The organism is Acidobacteriota bacterium (assembly GCA_040754075.1).
In the GTDB taxonomy this organism is placed as follows: domain Bacteria; phylum Acidobacteriota; class Blastocatellia; order UBA7656; family UBA7656; genus JBFMDH01.
On record JBFMDH010000045.1, the window covers coordinates 33,101 to 52,887 of the forward strand.

Consider the following 19,787-nt stretch of genomic DNA (forward strand, 5'->3'; position numbering starts at 1 on the left):
CCAATCGGTGATGAAAAGAAAAAGCGGTCAAGAATTATTTTTCGCATTTGCGAAAAATAATTCTTGACTTCAAGTTTGGCGATTTGCTATGCTCACGGCGTCAGGAGAATCGTCATGCTGCGCAAATTACGCGGAACCACAGCCATCATCACCGGAGCAACCAGCGGTATCGGGCGCGAAACGGCGCTGGAATTTGCCCGGTCTGGAGTTCGCGTTATCGTGGCGGGGCGTCGTAAAGCGCGGCTTGCGGAAGTGGTTCGCGAGATTGAAACCAAAGGCGGCGAGGCGCTTGCCGTACAAACCGATGTTGCCGAGCAAAAACAGGTCGAACGGCTCATCGAAAAAAGCTTAAAACATTTTGGACAGATTGATACGCTGGTCAACAACGCAGGCGTCGGGGTTGCCGCGCGGTTTGATGAATTATCGCTTGAAGATTTCCGTCGGGTGATGGAAATCAATTTCTGGGGCGCGGTTTACGCCTGTAAAGCGGCGCTTCCGGTGATGAAGTCGCAAAAAAGCGGCGGTGTGATTATTAATGTCTCATCGATTTTAGGCAAACGCGGCGTGCCGTATGAAACAGCTTACTGCGCCAGCAAATTTGCGCTCGCGGGATTTTCGGAATCACTTAGAACCGAAGTGATGGCAGATAAAATTGATGTGACGACTATTTTCCCGGGCGCGATTGAAACTGAAATTTTCGAGACCTCGGCAAATCAAACAGGATTTGAGATGCCCGCATTTATTCCGAAATTTCCGGCGCGGGGCTTGGCACGAGTGATTGTGCAAAACGCGCGATTGCCGCAACCGGAAGTGGTTATGGCTTTGGATGCGATGGCAATCAATTTCTTTAACACCCTCGCGCCGGGACTGCTGGATTATGCGATGGGATGGGGATTGCCTTTTGTAGAAGCGTTCGGACGCGGAAAATCTAACGCATCTGCGAAAAAAGGCAACCTCTACACGAATGATGATTCTCAAGAATCGTAATGGATTGACTGAACATTGAAGTGTCAGGCAGGCAAATGCCTTTGCAATGATTGTTTGGATTTTAGAAAGGAGTTTTAATTATGGCTACGAAAGCAAAATCAGCAAAAGGAAGTCACGCGAAAAGCAACGAAAATTTACAGGCGGCAGAATGGGCAAGCCAGGTTGCCGAACATCTGGTTGAAGCGCAGAAGAAATGGATTGAAATTACCACTGAACAAAACGCTCTGGTAATGAAAGCGATTAAAGAAGGCATGGAACTCTATAATACTGCGCCGACGCCTGCGCTTGGCGAATGGGCAAAACAAGGGGTTGAAAGTTTCGTTGAAGCACAAAAGCGCTGGGCTGAAATGGTGTCGCAACAAAGCACACAACTGTTTGGCGCGCTTCGTGAAGGCGTTAGCTTTAACGGTTCGGAAATGCTTACTGCGATGGGCGATTATATGGGACAAGGACTTGAAACCGTCATCAAAGCGAGAACCCAGTGGCTCGATTTTGCGGCGCAACAAAATACCCAGGTCATCAATGCCATGAAAGAAAGCTTCGGCATTGATGAGTCCTCACCGGCTGCGGCGCTGGCGGATTTCGCGCAGCAATCCTTCAATAATTATGTTGAGGTGCAAAAGCGCTGGCTCGACCTTGCCACCCAATTGCCGTTTTTCGGAATACCGGCTAAGAAATAGTTCGCCGCTATAAATTTTATCGAATGTGATGGGCGGTGGGTTTACAATCTATTTGAGTAAAATCGATAAGACCTGTCGCTCATCGCCGTTTTTTATTTTATAAAACTCAGGGGGCGCAATGTTAAAAGGCTGGAGAACTCGAAGCGCAACCCAAAAGGATAAACGTTATTTAAAAAAGCTTGAAGATAACGTGAAACTCCGTGATGGCTCCAGGCTTTCCTTGCGCCCAATCAAACCTGATGATGATGTGAAACTGCTCGACCTTTACCGGAGGCTTTCACCTACAAGCCTCTATCACCGGTTTTTCACTGTCCCCAAACCTGACCCCAATTACGCCAAATATCTGGCAGATGTCGATGCGAAAAATCATTTCGCGCTGGTTGCCGAATTCCATAATCAAATCGTCGGGGTGGCGCGGTTTCACAGAGGCGACGAAAGTTCGCAACGTGCCGAAGCGGCTGTAACAGTTGCTGATGACTGGCAAGGTAAAGGGGTGGGTTCAATGTTACTCAAGAAACTTGCAGCGGTTGCAGTGCAACAGACCATCACCGAATTTGAATGTCAGGTGGCGTTGGACAATGAAGCGATGAAGCGGTTGCTTTCACATTCGGGTTTTAAATTGACGAGTGAGGTCAAAGAAGGGCGGCTTTACATTACGCTGTTATTAAAACGCGACGCTGGACAACCGCGAAAAAGATTGATAAGAAGAGCAGGCAAACTTTAAGGAGATGAAATTGATGGCTCGAAAAGCGGCTTCAAAACGCTCATATCCGTGGAACACGACAATCAAAGATAAAAAAGTCACCATTCGATTACTGAATGCAAACGATAAAGCGGCATTGCTCAATTTTGCGCGCTCTTTGCCCGAAGAGGATTTGTTATTCCTGTCGATGGACATCACCACGCCGCAAGTGGTCGAACGTGCCATCGACAATGTCAGTGCCGGTCGCTTCAATGTGATCCTGGCGGAAATGGACGGCAAACTCGTCGGCTATGCCAATCTCATCATCAGCGAACTGACCTGGGTGCGGCACCTCGGTGAAATTCATTTGATGATCAGCCGTGAATGTCGTGGCTTTGGGCTAGGCAGCCTCCTGGCGGATGAAGTTTTCGCAATGGCGAAAAATTTGGGGATGCAGAAAATCATTGCGCGCATGGCATTTGACCAGCGCGGCGCAATTCAGGTTTTTGAACGCTTGGGATTTCGCGCTGAAGCCCTGCTTTCGGATTTCGTCATTGATCGCAATGACCGCACCCACGATTTGCTGGTGATGTCGCACGATGTGCGCGGCTTGACCGAGTAGTTAGAGATTCAATATGTCGGCAAACGCTTTTACCAATTTACAAAATGATTTTTTTCGCAATTTGAATCTGGTGGTCGAACCCTGGATTCGACTGGGAGTCGCTTCGCCTGTTTGTACGCCGACGGGGTTGATCGTTTTGGAAACCACAGGGCGCAAAAGCGGGCGCAAATTCAATGTGCCGCTTCTGGCAACACGGTTTGGGCGATACGTTTTCGTCAGCACTTTTCGCAGTGAGTCGCAATGGGTGAAAAATATCGAAGCCAATCCGCCGGTGCGCTACTGGATCGGCGGCAAAGCGCACGTGGGTGTCGCGTTGGTTTTGTCGCAGGATTCAACCGGCGACAATTTGGAAAACTTGCCGCCCACACTTAGAAACTTTGCGCAAAACTTGAACCAATATTTCCGGGCATTCGGCGGGTATGCAGCGGTTTTATTACCGCAAGAAAACCAATAATCAACACGCAATGATTGCGGTTTTTATGATGCAGCGCTTCGCATAAAAATGAGCAAACGGGATTCTTTTACGGAGTAATTATCATGTCAACACCCAACCTGCATCGCAGACTGACGACCCTGGATGCAAGCTTTCTCTATTTCGAGAGAAAAGAAGCGCCCATGCATATTGGCAGCGTCATGATTTTTGAAGGCGAAGTGCCGTTTGAAAAATTCGTCGAAAGCGTTGATGCCAAACTGCACCTCTTGCCGCGCTATCAACAGATTGTCGTAAATGACCCGTTCAACCTGGGGCATCCGACGTGGGAACAAGCTACGGATTTCGACATCCGCAATCACATTTTTAAATTGCAAATTGACGCCCCGGGCGGCGAAAAAGAATTGGTAGAACTGGCGAGCAAAATTTTTACGCCGGTGATGAATCGCAAAAAACCGCTCTGGGATATTTATCTGGTTTATGGATTGGAAGGCAATAACACGGCGATGATTTCCAGAGTGCATCATTGCATGGTGGATGGGGTGTCGGGGGTTGATCTGGTGAAGCTGTTATTCGATTTTTCGCCAACCCCTGCGCCGATTCCGCCTAAACCCGCGCCGCAACCGCGTGAACCGCGACGGGACGCAACGCGACAGTTTTTTGATTCGCTTTTGGGCGGTATGCAGGAAGGCATGAATCGCTGGATGGAATTTCAAAACGGGCTGTTAAATTTAGCGGAAGCCTGGACGAAACGCGATGTTCGCACCGCCATGCAGGGGATTGCCGGGTTTTTGCCGGGGCTTGCAACCCCGCCCACGCAATTGCCTTTCAATAAAGCGACCACGGGCGACCGCCGGTTGGTGTGGCAGGAATTTTCTTTTGCCGAAGCGCGGGCGATTCGCGGCGCTTGCAGCGGCACCGTCAATGATGTGGTTTTAACCGTGCTTTCAGGCGCAGTGGCGCGCTATCTGGCATTGCACAAACAACCGGTCGAAGGTCGCATGCTGCGGGTGATGGTTCCGGTGAGCCTTCGTCAGGATGACCAACGCGGCGCGCTCGGCAACCTGGTATCGATGTTGCCGGTTGAGATTCCGCTCGATATGCGCAATCCCTTAGAACGTTTTCGTTATATCAATGACAAAACCATGAAGATGAAAGCCGGGCGAGTTGCCGAAGGCTTGAATCTGTTTTCAGCATTGATGGGCATCTTGCCTGCGCCAGTGCAGGCTCTTGCAGGGGCAATCGCCAACACGCCGGTTGCGCCATACAACATGGTTTCAACCAATGTGCCCGGACCACAGGTGCCGCTTTATATGGTTGGCAAAAAAATGATTGCCTATTATCCTTATGTGCCTGTCGGCTACGCCGTCGGTTGCGGTTGCGCGATTATGAGCTATGACCAGAAGTTGACTTTTGGCATCACCGCAGACACACATGCGATGCCCGATGTCGAAAATATGAAGAAGTTTTTGCATGAATCGTTTGTCGAATTGCGGACGCTGGCGGGGGTTGCGGAGATTAAGCCGCCTGAAATAAAAAAGACCAAGCCCGAAGTCAAGCAGAAATCTGTTGAAGTCAAAAGCGAAATAAAGAAACCGGTGAAGCAGGCACCGGCAAAGGTTGCGAAAAAGGTGACAACCAAAAAAGCGCCAGCGAAAAAGACCGCAGCGAAAAAAACAGCGAGTAAAAAGGCGAGGGCTGCAAGCGGAAAAGCCAAATAAAAAAGCAGCAATTTTCAAATGATAAAAAATCGAGTCGTGAAAATTAAAAGAGATTCAATCGCAAGACTGCATGGATAAAAGTTCGTGCGGTTTTTTTTGTTTTTCCAAATCGGTTGCTCGCTTAACGGAAAAATAGATTACAATTACTGACAGCAGGGACGAAGAACTATCTAAGGAAACGGGGACTCGGCAATGTCATCAAAACCATTGGCATCATTTCACAGGGAATTTCAAACCACTTCTCGTCCAATCTGGCTTGAAGCGCTTGCAGGGATGGATTGGCTGGCGCTTCACGCTTCACCGGTTTATTACGGACTGGGGGTGCCGCGCGGCGACCGTTCGGCAGTGGTCGTGGTTCCGGGCTTTCTCGGCACAGACCTGTATCTCACGGAGATGTATTACTGGCTTCGGCGCATTGGCTATAATCCATATTTTTCCGGCATCGGTTGGAATGCCGATTGTTTGAATACACTGGTCAGGCGGTTGTTGAAAACGGTTGAAAAAGCCTACGACGAAACCGGCAAGCGCGTGCATTTAATCGGTCACAGTCTCGGCGGCGTGTTGTCGCGTTCGGCGGCTGAAAAACGCCCGAATCATATCGCCTCGGTGATTACCCTGGGTTCGCCGTTTCGCGGTGTGCGTTCGCACCCAATCGTTTTGGAAACTTCCAAAATTGTCCGCGAAAGAATTCTCGCGGCGCGCAAAGGCAAGCCGGGCTACCCCGACACTTACCCTGAATGTTACACGGGCTTTTGCACCTGTGATGCGGTGATGTCTTTGCAATCGTTTTCCGAGACCGTGCAGGAAACCGCTATCTATACCAAGACCGACGGCATCGTTGACTGGAAAGTTTGCATCACCGAAAATCCTGAAAGCGATTTTGAAGTTCTGGCAACCCACGTCGGACTGGCATTCAATCCGACAGTCTACAGCATTATGGCAAAACGGTTGTCAAAGGCGATTAAAAAGCATTAGCCTTCACGTTCGTGGCTTATCGAAAATTGAAGAAATCCAGCCGAAAATAAATTTCCACATGGAGATGCAGTTTGCTGGCTTCTTCAGACCCTACACTTGACTTTCCTTTTCGTTTAGCAAATCGCTGGGCGCGGCTCGCTCTACTTTTTGGCGCGGGCACGTTGTTCGGTTTGCTGATCGCCAGTCAAACCTATATTGCTTACAGCACACGCGAAGTGCCTTTTCAACTCACCCGGATTTTTCTGCTCAGTTTTATCTATGCCTATTCGTGGGCGGCGCTCACCCCGTTGATTTTGTGGTTGGCGCGACGGTTTCCCATTGAACGCCACACCTGGCAGCAACATCTGGTCATTCACCTTGTTGCCAGTTTACTCATCAGCTTTGCGACCCGGACAATTGAAATTCTCAGTTTTTTTTATTTGATGGCTGAAGCCGGGCAAACCTTGTCACTTTGGCGTGTACTCAGAAACGTGTGGGCGATTTTCGATTATGGCACGCTCATTTATTGGGTCATCATCTTAATCAAATACGCCCTGGAGTATCACCGCCGTTTTCGCGAAGGCGAATTGAAAGCCTCGCGTCTTGAAACCCAACTCGCGCAAGCCGAATTGAGCGCCCTTAGAATGCAACTCAATCCGCATTTTCTTTTTAACACCCTCAATGCCATTTCGGCTTTGATGAATAAAGACCGTGAAGCTGCCGAAAAAATGATTGCCCGGCTCGGTGATTTTCTGCGTCTGACACTGGAAAGCGTCGGCGCACAGGAGGTCACGCTCAAAGAAGAACTCGAATTTTTAAAAGCCTATCTCGATATTGAGTGCATTCGCTTTCAAGACCGTTTGCGCGTGCAGATGCAGGTCGAACCGGAAGCCTTGCAGGCGCGTCTGCCCAATTTGATTTTGCAACCGCTGGTTGAAAACGCCATCATTCACGGCATTGCGCCACATAAACAATCGGGACGGGTTGAAATTCATGCCAGATGTCGCAATGACCATTTGCTGGTTCAGGTCATCGATAACGGCTCAGGAATTCCCATACAAAAAAACTTGCTTCGTGAAGGCATCGGGCTTGCCAATACACAAGCGCGTTTATATCAGCTCTATGGTGTTGAGCATCGTTTTGATATAGAAAATGCCCCTCAAGGGGGATTGGTGGTGACCATTGAAATTCCCTTTAAATCATCCCGCGAAAAAATGAACCAACCGGATAGCTTGCGCGTTATAGAGAGCAACAGCGTACACGCCCAGCCTTTAATGCATTAAACCAATTCGCAAAGGTTCACTCAGTAAAGTTAATCAAAGTTCTGATTGAGCCATCTATGTCCCGGCGCATGATTTATCTTTGCGAGTTGTAGAGGAGGGGAGAGGTATGTCTGAAACTCAGGGGCTTCGTGTCTTGATTGTTGATGATGAATTGCTGGCGCGCGAGCGGGTGCGCGATTTGCTCGCGCGACACACCGATATTCAGATTATCGGTGAATGTGCGAACGGCTTTGAAGCAGCAGCGATACTCGAATGCGCGCGCACCGATTTGCTGTTTCTCGATGTGCAGATGCCCGAAGCCGATGGCTTTGCGGCAATCGAAAAGGTTCGCGCCGACCGCCTGCCTTATATCATTTTCATCACTGCCTTTGACCAGTATGCGGTTCGGGCTTTTGAAATCAATGCCCTCGATTATTTACTCAAACCCTTCGACCGCGCGCGTTTCGACAAAGCCATTGAACGCGCAAGAAACGCGATTAACACGCGCAAAGATGAAAGCCTGCGCCACAAAATCATTCAGGTTCTCGAATGTGTGAAAACCCAAAACGCCCACATCGAACGACTCATCGTAAAAAACAACGGTCATATTGCTTTCGTTAAAACCGAAGAGATTGATTGGATCGAATCCGAAGGCAATTATGTGCGTTTGCATACTGGCAAAGAATCGCACCTGCTCAGAGAAACCATCACGGCTTTGGAAAATTGTCTCGACCCGAAAAAATTTTTGCGCGTGCATCGTTCGACCATCGTCAATGTTGACCGCGTCAAAGAATTGCAAAGCTGGTTTCATGGCGAATACAAAATCATCATGCAAAACGGCGCGGAGTTGATGTTGTCGCGCAATTACCGCGACCGCTTGATTGAATTCGTCGGCAGGAATTTGTAAAAGAGTTGTAAAGCGCCAGGTGATTCATCCGCTTTATCCATCGCTCTGTCACAAAGTCACTGATGCTCATCACACTTTCATATCGCCCATCTCGTATTCAGCTTAAACTCACTGCATAAACATCAACGCGTTTTGCACGGACGCGGGATATTTTCAACATAGTTTCTCATTGCTTGGTTGATGCCCACTGGCATCAACCAGGCAAATTTTTTTGAACAGGAGTGAGCCATGAAAAAATCGGCTGTTGTCGCTCTGATATTCCTCGCAGGCATTTTGATTGAGGTCGAGGATTTAATGGCAAAAGGAAATCGAGAAACCAAAACGGTGAAACCCATGCGGACGCTTGACCTCTCAAAATTTGATAAAGAGGTAGTCAAACAATTTCAAAACGCCTGGCACGTATCCAAATGCGGAACCAGTAACAGCGAAGGGGTGGTATTGATTTATCGCATGCTGGGAGGCTTTTACAAAGCAAAATTCCTGGGCGAGAGCAACGAGTTCCAGCGATTTACTTTTACCCTTGACCCGGCGGCGATTGCCATCGTTCACACGCATCCCAACATTTGTCAAGCGCAGCCTTCTGCGGATGATATGGAGATTGCAGATAAATTTGGCTTATTGATGTTTACGATTACTGCCAAAGGCATGTATGTCTATGACCCGTTTACGAGAAAAACGACAAAGCTAATGGATGGGATTGAATGGTTGGACGCGGCAAAGTGGACAGGGCAACTGGCGACCAGGATGGCAGGGCTTTCGCCATCGTTTATGCTCGATTTGCCTCAGCGATCATTACGTGATTTACCAATTTTTGTCGGGATGTTTTAAACCGGCAGAGCAAGGTTTTTTGAGTAGCCCAATCCACACTCCTCCTAAGACGAGCGCGCGGTGGCTGTCTCAAAAGATAAAAACTGCGCGCTCTATTTTTGATTTGAAAATTGGCGACTGAACAAAGTCGCCTCGCCAAAACAGCGCAAAGGACGTGAACCTTTAGCAGCAGAGATACGGCTGGGTTTCTCTGAACGAACGCGTTCTTTGCGCTGCTATTTTTTTGAATCACTCATTGTCGCCTGCCTCAAATTGAAAAATCTCGATTATCTGTAAACCCATCTGGCAAAACCCTTGTGCGGTTCAGTATCCTTGCTACGCTGATAAATGAAGTGAACAAATTGGAGCAGGGGATTTTTGAAAGCTATGCAAGAGAAGAAAAGCGCGACCCCGCGCGTCGTGATTGTTGGAGGCGGATTTGGCGGACTCTCGGCAGCGCGAACGCTTCGTTCAGCGCCCGTGCGCCTGACGCTCATTGACCGCACCAATCATCATCTGTTTCAACCATTGCTTTATCAAGTCGCTATGGCAGGGCTTTCGCCCGCCGATATTGCCGCGCCGATTCGCTCGATTCTTCGCAAACAGAAAAACGTCAACGTGCTGCTCGACGAAGTTACCAGCGTCAATCTTGCCGCCGGTAAAATCAAATTGCGCGCCAGCGAGTTGACCTATGACTATTTAATTCTCGCGACCGGCGGGCGTACCAGTTATTTCGGACACGATGAATGGGAAAAGTTTGCACCGGGATTGAAAGACCTGGACGACGCCGTAGAGATTCGTCGCCGCGTGTTGCTGGCGTTCGAGCAAGCCGAAAAAGAGACCGACCCTCAGCGCAAAAAAGAACTGATGACTTTTGTGGTGGTTGGCGGCGGTCCGACAGGCGTTGAACTTGCGGGGGCAATCGCCGAGCTTGCGCGTTACGCCTTGTCGAGAGATTTTCGCAATGTTGACCCGGAATCAGCGGAGATTATTTTGCTTGAAGGTGGCGCACGCATCTTGCCGAGTTTTGCCGAAGATTTATCGGCAAGCGCCCAAGCGCAACTCGCAGAACTCGGTGTCAAGGTTCGCCTCAATGCACAAGCGACCAACATTGATGATACGGGCGTTTATTTGAAGGACGATAAGATTCGCGCCGCGACGGTCATCTGGGGCGCGGGCGTCGGCGCAACCGGACTCACGAAAACTTTAGGTGTGCCGCTTGATAGAGGCGGGCGCATTATCCTTGAACCGGATTTAACCGTGCCGGGATATAAAAATGTTTTTGCGATTGGCGATATGACCAGCTTCACACATCAGGACGGAAAACCCTTGCCGGGCGTCAGTCCCGTGGCGATGCAGATGGGCGAACACGCTGCAAAAAATATTCAGTGGGCACTTGAAGGAAAGTCTTACGAGAAATTTAAATATTTCGACAAAGGCAGTATGGCGACCATTGGACGCAGCGCCGCCATTGCGCAGATGGGCACAACGCATCTCAGCGGCTTTGTCGCGTGGATGGCGTGGCTGATGGTGCACATCTTTTTCCTTATCGGATTTCGCAATCGCTTGATGGTTTTGTTCAACTGGGCTTGGTCATATTTCACTTATCAACGTGGCGCGCGCCTCATCACCGGCAGGCGTTTGAGCTTACTGCCGCGCAAAACCGTGAATAATGATGGTCAGACTCAAGACGCGCAAACCACCGAAGGCGAATATCAGGTGCGATAGCAGGGAAGTGAAGGAAAGATTCAGGTGAGGAATTTATTGAATCTTGAATTCAATGTCTACCTTCATCCAATAGGTAATGGCTATGCCATTTTTCATTGCTGGCTTAAAAAGCATTCGATAGATAGTCCATATCGCCTCTTCGTTCAAGCCGTCAGGTAACCCGGAAGTGATGCGCACACTTTTTACCTTGCCGTCTGCGCCAATCAACGCTCTTGCTTGAACCGAGCCTTCGATTTTATTCTTTCGCGCCTCTTCGGTGTAACGAGAACTAGGTGAACTGAGAAGCGCCGGCTTTGAATCAGCTTCCTCTTGAGATTCATCAGGAAATCTCTTAACTGTATTCTCAAAGATGTATTTTGACTCAGCCTGCTCTTCCCAAATCGAGTTGTCGGCGAAAACAATGCCTGCAACTTTGACCATCAGTTGTTCAGGGTTTTGTAGCCAACTGAGTTCCGTAGAGGTGTTCGACATCTGAAAAGTGAAGGTGTTGTATGGTCCGACGCCTGTAGAATGAATGTAGGGCAGTTCATCGGGGTCGCTATAGCCAATTTTGAGGAAATAGATACCAAAGGCTTTAATCGGTTTGCTGGTTGCATTCGAGAATTTAATGCTTGTTTCCATCACATAAACTTCCGAAAGATCACTAAATGGTCTGTGAGGTCGTCTGATTTTTTTGATTTCCAGGTCTGCACTTACAATGACCAGAGGCGAATTCTGCGGGTTCTCGAATTTCACAGGAACCGCGGTATTCAATCCGATAGTTTGTAGCAACTCTTTGGCTCTTTCATAAGGAACCAAATCTTCTTGCCCCTTATCGGCACTCATTCCCGGTCTATCAGACATATCTTGATGATCTCCTGTCGGGATAAATGAAGGTTCGGGCGCAGGTTTGCTTGCAATGAAAACCTCGGAAGAATCAATCGGAAAAAGAGATGGAAGTTTAACAGGTTTGAGCATTGGCTGTTTTTTTGAATGCTCAGGTTTCTTTCTTTTAGATTGTGCAAAGATTGCTGTTGAAGACAAAGAACAAGCTAACAAAAAAACCGACACAACGCTCAAGCTCCCTTTTATTGAAAACATCTTTGAACCTCCAGTTGAAGGAACGAAGCTTTAGTTGGCATTTGCATCGTAAGCAATCTCGCCGCCGATGACGGTCATCACACACCGGGTTTTTAAAATTTCCGGTTCGGCGATTTTCATGATGTCCGCCGACAGAATCGTAAAATCCGCGAGTTTGCCGACTTCAATCGAACCTTTGAGATTTTCTTCAAATGCCGCGTATGCCGCCCACAGCGTGAACATCTTCAAGGCATCTTCACGCAAAACTTTCTGTTCGGGATGCCAGCCTTCACCTGTAAAGCCGCGAATATCTTTGCGCGAAACTGCCGCGTAAAATTCAATCATCGGCTCGCCGCGTTCGACCGGCGCGTCCGACCCTCCGGCAATTTTACAGCCGAGTTTAATCAAACTCTGCCACGCATAAGCGCCTTCGAGTCGCTTCATTCCAAGTCTGGAGGGCGCGAAATGCAAATCGCCGATGGCGTGCGAAGGCTGCATCGAAGGAATCACCTGCAATTTGGCAAAGCGCGGAATATCGTCCGGGTGAACAATCTGGGCGTGTTCAATGCGCCAGCGCGGCTCTTTAACTTTTCTCTGTTCCGGCGGCACCGCTTTGAAAGCGCGTTCATACAAATCGAGAATCGTGCGGTTGGCTCGATCACCAATCGCATGAGTTTCAACTTGAATGCCAGCTTTCAAGGCTTCAACCAGCATCGGGTATAACTCGTCTTCTTTTACGGTCGGAAATCCTGCGGTGTTGTAATCGGAATAATTTTCCAGAAGCCATGCCCCTTTGGAACCAAGCGCCCCGTCCATCACCACTTTAATGGCGCGCAGAGTGAAATGATTTTTAAATTCGCCGGTGCTTGCGCCTTCTTTAATCAAGCGCATGGCGTTCGGGTTGGGTCCGTGAATCGCTTTGTAAATTCGCAGTTTGATTTTGCCTTCGCCGTAAAGCTTGCGCATTAAATCAACATCGCCGTAATTGCCGCCCGCATCCTGAATCTGTGTCCAGCCAAGTTCGACGCTGCGATTTGCGCCAGTCACAATGGCATCAGCCAAACTGCCTTCAGCCTGTCGGGGGATTTTTCGCCCGATGAGCGATTGCGCCCCGTCCAAAAACATTCCGGTCGGTTCGCCGGTCTCTTTGTCTTTCATGATTTCGCCGCCGAAAGGATTGGGCGTCGCTTTATCAACGCCCGCGAGTTTAATCGCCATGCTGTTGGCGACGCCCGCGTGACCGTCTGCGCGTGTGAGATAAACCGGATTATTCGGCGCGATTTTGTCCAAATCAGAGCGCGTCGGAAAGGCTTGCGGTTTCCAGAAGGTTTCAATCCAGCCGCGACCTGTTACCCATTCGCCCGCTTTGGTTTTATCGACGCGCTCTTTGACTTTGGCTAAAAAGGCTTCAAGTGTATTGGTGCCTTCGAGGTTTAAATTCATTTCGCGGAAACCGACGCCCGACAGATGATAATGCGAATCGGTCATGCCGGGAACGACGGTGTTGCCTTTCAAATCAACGACGCGAGTGGTTTTGCCTTCGTACTGTTTGGCGTCTTTGCTAGAGCCGACGAAAATAATTTTATCGCCTTTAACGGCTACGGCTTCGGCGCGCGGTTGTTTGGCATTGACCGTATAGATATTGCCATTTTTGAAAACAATGTCAGCGGTGTCTTTCAGCGTGAAAGCTTCAACCGACGCGGTTGGCAAAATCAATGAAGGTAAACAAAGCGCAAGAATAATAAGCGAAAGGGTAATAAATTTCATTAAAGACCTCGATGAGATAATAAGCAGGATGCTTTTGTGTTGGCGACTCTGCCGCTTTGATGTGCGGAAAGGCTCTGCCTTTCCTGTTGGCTGAATTTATTCTTAGCCACTACGCCGCCTTTATAAGCGTACTTTACAAAGAGCCACCGGCTCTCCGCACATCAAAGTGGTAAAGCCCCAGGAAAATCGACTCAAGAAATCAGTGCGACGACAAATTGTATTTGCCCGCGGCAATGATGGCGTCAGCGATTTGGCGATGCGCGGCAATGGTTTTAATCGGCGCGCTGTGAACCAGGCGTTGAATGGTTTCCAGACTCTTTTCATAGCCGGTTTCGACCGCAACGGTGCGCGCCGCGCGTGCTATGCGCAATGCCGCGTCACGAACAAAGATGCGTGTGATGTTAATTTGCGTTTCAATATTTTCCGCGCCTTTGTCGGCAATTAGCCGTTCGGTTCTGAGCAACGCGCTTTCCATCGCGTAAACATCAATGACCATATCGGAAACCAGACCTAAGAATTCCTGTTCGTCGCGGGCTTTATCGCCGTAGGTTTCATTTACTTGATTGATGGCTAAAAGCGTCATGGATTTTGCGCTTCTTAACATCTTCAACTCATCATTGAGCAATAAGGTCGCGACATTCAAATCCATAGTATCGGAATTCAAACGGTCGCCCGCTTCGACACATTTCGCGGCTTCAAACAACGCAAGTTCGCCGATTTTGGCGCGGCGGAAAAGCTGTGAGGCGATGACGATGCGATTGATTTCGCTGGTGCCTTCATAAAGCCTGGCGATGCGCGCATCACGATAGGCGCGTTCCGCCGGGTAATCTTTTGAATAACCATAGCCGCCGAAAATCTGCACCTCTTCGTCAACCACATAAGCCAAGGCTTCGGTCATCCAGATTTTGATAATCGAACATTCGGTAGCGAATTGTTCGAGTATGCGCAAAACCTGTGTCGGGTCGTCTTTGTCAACTTCGTGCAAGGCATCATCAATTGCGCCAAGCGTGCGATAGAGCATGGCTTCGCCGACATAACCGCGAATCGCCATCTCGGCGATTTTGTGTTTGATGAGTCCGAAATTGGCAATCGGTTGACCGAATTGATGGCGCTCTTTGGCGTAGCGCACGGCATCGCCGAGCGAAAGTTTGATGGTGCCAACGGAACGCGCGCCGAGTTTCAAGCGCCCGATGTTTAAGACATTGAATGCGATTTTATGCCCGCGTCCGATTTCGCCGAGTACATTTTCTACAGGCACTTTGCAATCTTCGAGCATCAACGCGGTGGTCGAAGAACCGTCAAGACCGAGCTTCTTTTCTTCGTGACCGCTTACCAAGCCTTCGCCGCGTTCGACGAGAAATGCGGTAAATTTTTCACCGTCGATTTTGGCAAAGACAGTGAACAAATCCGCGAAACCGCCGTTGGTTATCCACATCTTCTGCCCGTTGAGAATGTAATGTTTGCCGTCTTCCGAGAGCACCGCTTTGGTTTTCGCGGCGAGCGCGTCGCTGCCCGATTGCGGTTCGGTGAGCGCATACGCGCCAATCATTTCGCCCGATGCCAGTTTCGGGAGATATTTATTTTTCTGTTCCTCATTACCGAAAAAGACCAGTGGCAGGGTGCCGATGTTGACGTGCGAACTCTGGGTTCCGGCAAACGAGGGTTGCAGAGCGAACTGTTCGCCGACCACTGCGGAACTCACTTTGCTGAGTCCGAGTCCACCATGTTTTTCGGGAATGTCGATGCTCAAGAGTCCGAGTTCTCCGGCTTGCAACATCAGTTCGCGATGCGTCGCATAGTCTTTCGCATAGATTTGTTCTTCGCGGGTGATGACCTCTTTACGAAGAAACTCTTCGGCAGTTCGGGCGAACATGCGTTGTTCTTCGTTAATGTCTTCGGGAGTGAAAACTTCGGCGGGTGTGCGGTCTTCGATTAAAAAACTGCCACCCTTGATCGGTTGTTTCGCTGTCCTGGTCATTCGCTTGTCTCCGTTTATAACTGGCGATTTAAGGTATTGGTTAGGGTATCGCACAACCGCGTTCTAGTCCAATTCGCCAGCGTAAAAATTATTTGTATGAAAATTTTTTCTGCAAACACGCCTTAGCCCGTGCAATCCTACGAATGATAGAATCATCTATGCGAAAGAAAATCAACTCAAGGAAAATTTGATGCGACGAAAATTTGGATTAACGCTTCTCAGTCTGACGACGATTATTTTTTATGCAGCCTGTTCCAATACCAATTTGCCGGGCACCTGGGTGCCGATGGACGCAGGCATCGGCGATGCGTTTTATTCGGTCAACTTCGTGAATGAAAATGTCGGATGGATCAACGCCCAATCCGACCGCAATTATCTTCCGATTGGCGAAGATGCCAATGTCAACGCCAATACCGATCAAAATGCCAACAGCAACGCCAACATCAATAAGAACGCCAACAGCAACGCCAACAAAAACGAGGAAAAGAAAAAGGAGAAAGACAAGGATGACCCGCTGAAAAACAATCAGGGTTTCGAGGTTTTGCAGACCACGGATGGCGGCAACACCTGGAAACAATTGCCCGACCAGTTCAAATACAAAATTCGCTCGGTCTTTTTCGTTGATGAACAGACGGGCTGGGCGCTTACGATTGACCGGGACATTTTAAAAACTACGGATGGCGCGAAGACCTGGACGACGCAACGCAAAGCCGGGAAGGTCAATGTGAAGGTCACCGCTAACCGGCGCAACCCGCTGATGGAACAACCGGAACAGATTGAGCGCATCTATTTTTTGAACGCCAGTCATGGTTGGGCATGGGGCGGTGGACGCAAAGATGATTACTCGGAACAACCCGGAATATTTTTGAAAACCATTGATGGCGGGCAAAACTGGAATGAAATCAAATACCCGTTCGAGCAGAATATGAACAGCATCTTTTTTCTTGACGCTAACCGCGCCTGGGCGAATACAACTGATGGCAAATTTTATAAGACCACGGACGGCGCGTTGAACTGGACGGAGATTCAAGGGAAATTGCCGGAATTGAATTTCGGAGCCATCTGTTTTCTGGATGATAACAATGGCTGGGTGGTCGGGCAGAGCGGGCGGCCTGCGAAAACTTCGGATGGCGGCAAGACCTGGTTGAAGATGGTTTATTTAAAGCCTGAATTTAAAATGCGCGATTTGCATTTTTTCGATAAAGACCACGGTTGGGCAGTGGGTGATCGGGGTGAAATTATTTACACCAGCAATGGCGGCGATAGCTGGGTGTCCGTACCGAATGCCATCGGTGCGGATTTGCGCGATGTGGTTTTTCTCAGCCGCGAGCGTGGCTTTGCCGTAGGACTTGGCGGCGCATTTCTGAAATATGAGGGGCAGTAGGCAGTAGGCAGTTTTCAAACTCTAATTTCGCCATTCAGTAGATCACGAAATTAATGGAAGATTTAAGAGTAATCAGTGCTGCCCAATTCTTATCAAACTGCCTACTGCCCGCTGCCTACTGCCTACTATTTTCCCAGGCATCGCAATTGCCAACTTAAAGCACTAAAGAAAACGGGTGTTTGGGGAAATAAAATCGCAAGTTCTTAACCGTTAAGCGTTCGAGAATTGTCGGAGTTGTTTGAAACTGCTCCGATGCACAATCCGTAAATTATAAACGAATATAGAAGGCAATTACTTGACACTCAAAAGAGCCTCAAGTCAAAATTAAAAAGCCTATGATTTTTGAAGGAAAGCAGGACAGGTAGAGGGCTTAAAAGCTCTCAACCCTCTGAGCCGCGATTCTCCCAATCAACCAAACGGCTCAACGGAGGAAAAAAGGATATGCAAGAAAAAGGTTTATTTGCAGACGCGTTTATCAATCAACCATCCATTGCCAAGCGTCTACTGACAGAATTTAGTGAAGCCACAAGAGAATTTTCTCACGACCCCGCAGGTTACATCACCAGTGCCATTAAGGGTGATGGAATTGGTGGAAAACGTCGCCAGATGAATTTGCTGTATGGTTTAGCCGTTGCCATGATGGTCTTTTCAACGGCTTTCATTGGCGTGCTTGCTGCTTACACCATTGCTCACGCAAAAGACGGAGAAAAAACCGACGAGCAGCAGGAATTCATCGCCTTAGCGAATCCTCAGGATTTTCAGGAACAAACAATCGATATGCCGAAAGGCAAAGAAAAAGCCGGTGGTGGCGGCGGCGGTGGTCGCAAATCTGCAACCCCTCCGTCTCAAGGTCAACTGCCCAAGTTTGATTTGAAACCGCCGATTATTGCGCCGCGCCCGGAACCAACGCTTCGTCCGCCCGCGTTACCGGTTCCTGAAACCGTTCAGGTTGACCCGCGTCTGCAACCCAAGCGCGATGATTTAGCGCCGACCGGACTGCCGACAGGCGTTCCGGGCCCGCCCTCGCCCGGTCCCGGTGAAGGTGGTGGTATCGGTTCAGGCAAAGGCGGTGGTATCGGTTCAGGCGATGGCACCGGCGTTGGTCCCGGCAGAGGGTATAATATGGGCGGCGGCGACCCGAATATTGGTGGCGGCGATGGTAACCGCAACCCGGATGGTTCAGCCAAGAGCGTTGATTCCAGACCTGTAGCGCTCAATTATCCACGTCCGAATTACACCGAAGAAGCCCGCAAAAACAAAATTCAGGGTGCCGTTTTAGTTCGCGTTCTGGTTGGCGCTGACGGTTCAGTGAAATCCGTTAGGGTATCACGCGGATTGCCCGACGGCTTGAACGAAGAAGCGATTCGCGCCGCGTATCAAATACGCTTCAGACCGGCGACCAAAAACGGACAACCGGTTGCTTACTGGGTCAACGTGCAGATTGATTTCAATTTGCGATAGCGTTTGAACGCTACGGGAAAAATGGTTAATGAGGAGCGCCGCGAGAATTTTATCGCGGCGTTCGTTTTAATCAGGTAAAATTTAACCGCTTCACTATGGCTACAGCGACGACCAGCGAAATATTCAAAAAGACCGAACCGGAATTGCCGTTTGCGATGCTGCAACAGAAAAGCATCTTTGCGCGTCTGGTCGAAGAGGTGTTGCTTGCTGCTCGTGAGTTTTCCAAAGACCCGCAAGCTTTCATCAAAAATTTATTCCTTGACGAAGCGAAAGACCTGCAACGCAAAAAACTGATTCGCATGGGGCTAACGCTCGCCATCGTTTTTCACATTGCTGTAGGGATTTTTTTAGTATCGGTCAAGTGGCAGAGAGGGTCATTGAGTGAAGCCAATGATGACAAAGAGTTAGTTCTTAAACATTGGGTTACTCCTGACAAACCCGAACCCGATGAACCCATAGAACCAGAGGCGAATTCAAAAGATAATTTCTCAAAAACTCCCCAAGAAGGTTTAGGTGGTGGCGATAAAAACGCTGCCGCGAGTGGTGGTGGACAAAACGAAGCGACGCCCGCAAATAAAGGTATGCCGCCGCAATCCGCGCTAATTGAACCGGTCTTGCCGCCAACTGCGCCGAATGTACCGAACCCTGCCTTGCCGATGAATCCAACCTTAAAAGGCGAAACCGAAACGCCTCCGCCTCCATCCGGCGAAACTATTGGGTCGCCTACCGGAACCGGAACCACCCCATCGGGCGGGACTGGCAAAAATGGCGGCGTTGGTGAAGGGAATAATGGTGGGGTTGGCAATAATAACGGTCCTGGCGCGGGCAATGAAAACAGCACCGGCAACAAACCCGGCGCAGGCGGCACGGGCGGGTCGCCAACAGGTAACATCGTGCCTACAGGAATTCCTTATACTAAACTTCCATCAATGCCTGAAAGCACAGGCATCTCATGGATAAGTCGGGTTCGCCCGATTGTCACGCCCGAAGCACAGGAAAATAAAGTCTACGGTTATGTCTTACTCGAAGCCACTTTCAACGCCGATGGTACGATAACCGACATTGTTGTAAGAACCCACTTGGAAGGCATGGATGATGCGGCGATTGCTGCGCTTCGCAAAGCCAGATTTCGTCCCGCGACCGTTAAAGGCCAGCCGATTACCCTCTACAAAGTTCCTATCAAAGTTCCGGTCAATCTCGGAGCCGGTTCGTAATCCGATGAATTGCCTCTTAGTACACCGTTTTTTAAGTTTTGTTATATTTCTGATTGTCTGCATTGACCTTCTCATAATGCCTGTTCAATTTGCTTCTTGCAGACTCTATGGAAAATTGCCAATCTATTTTTATCTGTTTTTCTT

At 49.2% G+C, this 19,787-nt stretch carries 17 protein-coding genes; 14 read left to right on the plus strand and 3 right to left on the minus strand.

Annotated elements, in window-relative coordinates:
• Positions 1–114 precede the first annotated feature (114 nt).
• The 11 genes from AB1757_29165 (at position 115) to AB1757_29215 (ending at position 10,780) form a co-directional block, all read left to right on the plus strand.
• Entirely contained in the window at positions 115–987 is an 873-nt protein-coding gene (locus tag AB1757_29165; protein ID MEW6131137.1) for an SDR family oxidoreductase, read from the plus strand.
• Between the two features lie 80 nt (positions 988–1,067).
• Complete coding sequence (locus tag AB1757_29170) at positions 1,068–1,667, plus strand: hypothetical protein (protein ID MEW6131138.1); 600 nt, start codon at positions 1,068–1,070, stop codon at positions 1,665–1,667.
• 118 nt (positions 1,668–1,785) lie between these two features.
• Positions 1,786–2,391: a GNAT family N-acetyltransferase gene (locus AB1757_29175; protein MEW6131139.1), complete on the plus strand. Its 606-nt coding sequence runs from the start codon at positions 1,786–1,788 to the stop codon at positions 2,389–2,391.
• 13 nt (positions 2,392–2,404) lie between these two features.
• A complete protein-coding gene (locus tag AB1757_29180; protein ID MEW6131140.1) occupies positions 2,405–2,971 on the plus strand; it encodes a GNAT family N-acetyltransferase in 567 nt (188 codons plus the stop codon).
• A gap of 13 nt (positions 2,972–2,984) precedes the next feature.
• Positions 2,985–3,425 (plus strand): nitroreductase/quinone reductase family protein, encoded by a 441-nt coding sequence (locus AB1757_29185; protein ID MEW6131141.1) that lies wholly within the window; start codon positions 2,985–2,987, stop codon positions 3,423–3,425.
• 83 nt (positions 3,426–3,508) lie between these two features.
• Positions 3,509–5,122, plus strand: a complete 1,614-nt coding sequence (locus AB1757_29190) for a wax ester/triacylglycerol synthase family O-acyltransferase (protein ID MEW6131142.1) — start codon at positions 3,509–3,511, stop codon at positions 5,120–5,122.
• Positions 5,123–5,314: 192 nt separating this feature from the next.
• Positions 5,315–6,097 carry an alpha/beta fold hydrolase gene (locus AB1757_29195; GenBank protein MEW6131143.1) on the plus strand — a complete coding sequence of 261 codons (783 nt, stop codon included), beginning with the start codon at positions 5,315–5,317 and terminating at the stop codon, positions 6,095–6,097.
• A gap of 71 nt (positions 6,098–6,168) precedes the next feature.
• Positions 6,169–7,359, plus strand: a complete 1,191-nt coding sequence (locus AB1757_29200; GenBank protein MEW6131144.1) for a histidine kinase — start codon at positions 6,169–6,171, stop codon at positions 7,357–7,359.
• A gap of 106 nt (positions 7,360–7,465) precedes the next feature.
• Positions 7,466–8,245: a LytTR family DNA-binding domain-containing protein gene (locus tag AB1757_29205; GenBank protein ID MEW6131145.1), complete on the plus strand. Its 780-nt coding sequence runs from the start codon at positions 7,466–7,468 to the stop codon at positions 8,243–8,245.
• Between the two features lie 228 nt (positions 8,246–8,473).
• Positions 8,474–9,073, plus strand: coding sequence for a hypothetical protein (locus AB1757_29210; GenBank protein ID MEW6131146.1), 600 nt, complete (start codon positions 8,474–8,476; stop codon positions 9,071–9,073).
• Between the two features lie 366 nt (positions 9,074–9,439).
• Positions 9,440–10,780 (plus strand): NAD(P)/FAD-dependent oxidoreductase, encoded by a 1,341-nt coding sequence (locus AB1757_29215; protein ID MEW6131147.1) that lies wholly within the window; start codon positions 9,440–9,442, stop codon positions 10,778–10,780.
• Between the two features lie 33 nt (positions 10,781–10,813).
• Here AB1757_29215 and AB1757_29220 read toward each other — a convergent pair whose 3' ends face one another.
• From AB1757_29220 to AB1757_29230, 3 genes are all read right to left on the minus strand, one after another.
• Positions 10,814–11,860 carry an energy transducer TonB gene (locus tag AB1757_29220; GenBank protein MEW6131148.1) on the minus strand — a complete coding sequence of 349 codons (1,047 nt, stop codon included), beginning with the start codon at positions 11,858–11,860 and terminating at the stop codon, positions 10,814–10,816.
• Between the two features lie 30 nt (positions 11,861–11,890).
• Positions 11,891–13,606, minus strand: coding sequence for an amidohydrolase (locus AB1757_29225; protein MEW6131149.1), 1,716 nt, complete (start codon positions 13,604–13,606; stop codon positions 11,891–11,893).
• 199 nt (positions 13,607–13,805) lie between these two features.
• The gene (locus tag AB1757_29230; protein MEW6131150.1) at positions 13,806–15,584 is read right to left on the minus strand and encodes an acyl-CoA dehydrogenase family protein; all 1,779 of its coding nucleotides are present in this window, start codon (positions 15,582–15,584) and stop codon (positions 13,806–13,808) included.
• Between the two features lie 190 nt (positions 15,585–15,774).
• On the opposite strand from AB1757_29230, the gene AB1757_29235 reads away from it, so the two are divergent.
• The 3 genes from AB1757_29235 to AB1757_29245 all read left to right on the plus strand — a co-directional run bounded on the left by AB1757_29235 (position 15,775) and on the right by AB1757_29245 (position 19,643).
• Positions 15,775–16,968, plus strand: a complete 1,194-nt coding sequence (locus AB1757_29235) for a YCF48-related protein (protein MEW6131151.1) — start codon at positions 15,775–15,777, stop codon at positions 16,966–16,968.
• Positions 16,969–17,409: 441 nt separating this feature from the next.
• The gene (locus AB1757_29240) at positions 17,410–18,429 is read left to right on the plus strand and encodes an energy transducer TonB (protein ID MEW6131152.1); all 1,020 of its coding nucleotides are present in this window, start codon (positions 17,410–17,412) and stop codon (positions 18,427–18,429) included.
• 95 nt (positions 18,430–18,524) lie between these two features.
• Positions 18,525–19,643 (plus strand): energy transducer TonB, encoded by a 1,119-nt coding sequence (locus AB1757_29245; GenBank protein MEW6131153.1) that lies wholly within the window; start codon positions 18,525–18,527, stop codon positions 19,641–19,643.
• Positions 19,644–19,787 lie beyond the last annotated feature (144 nt).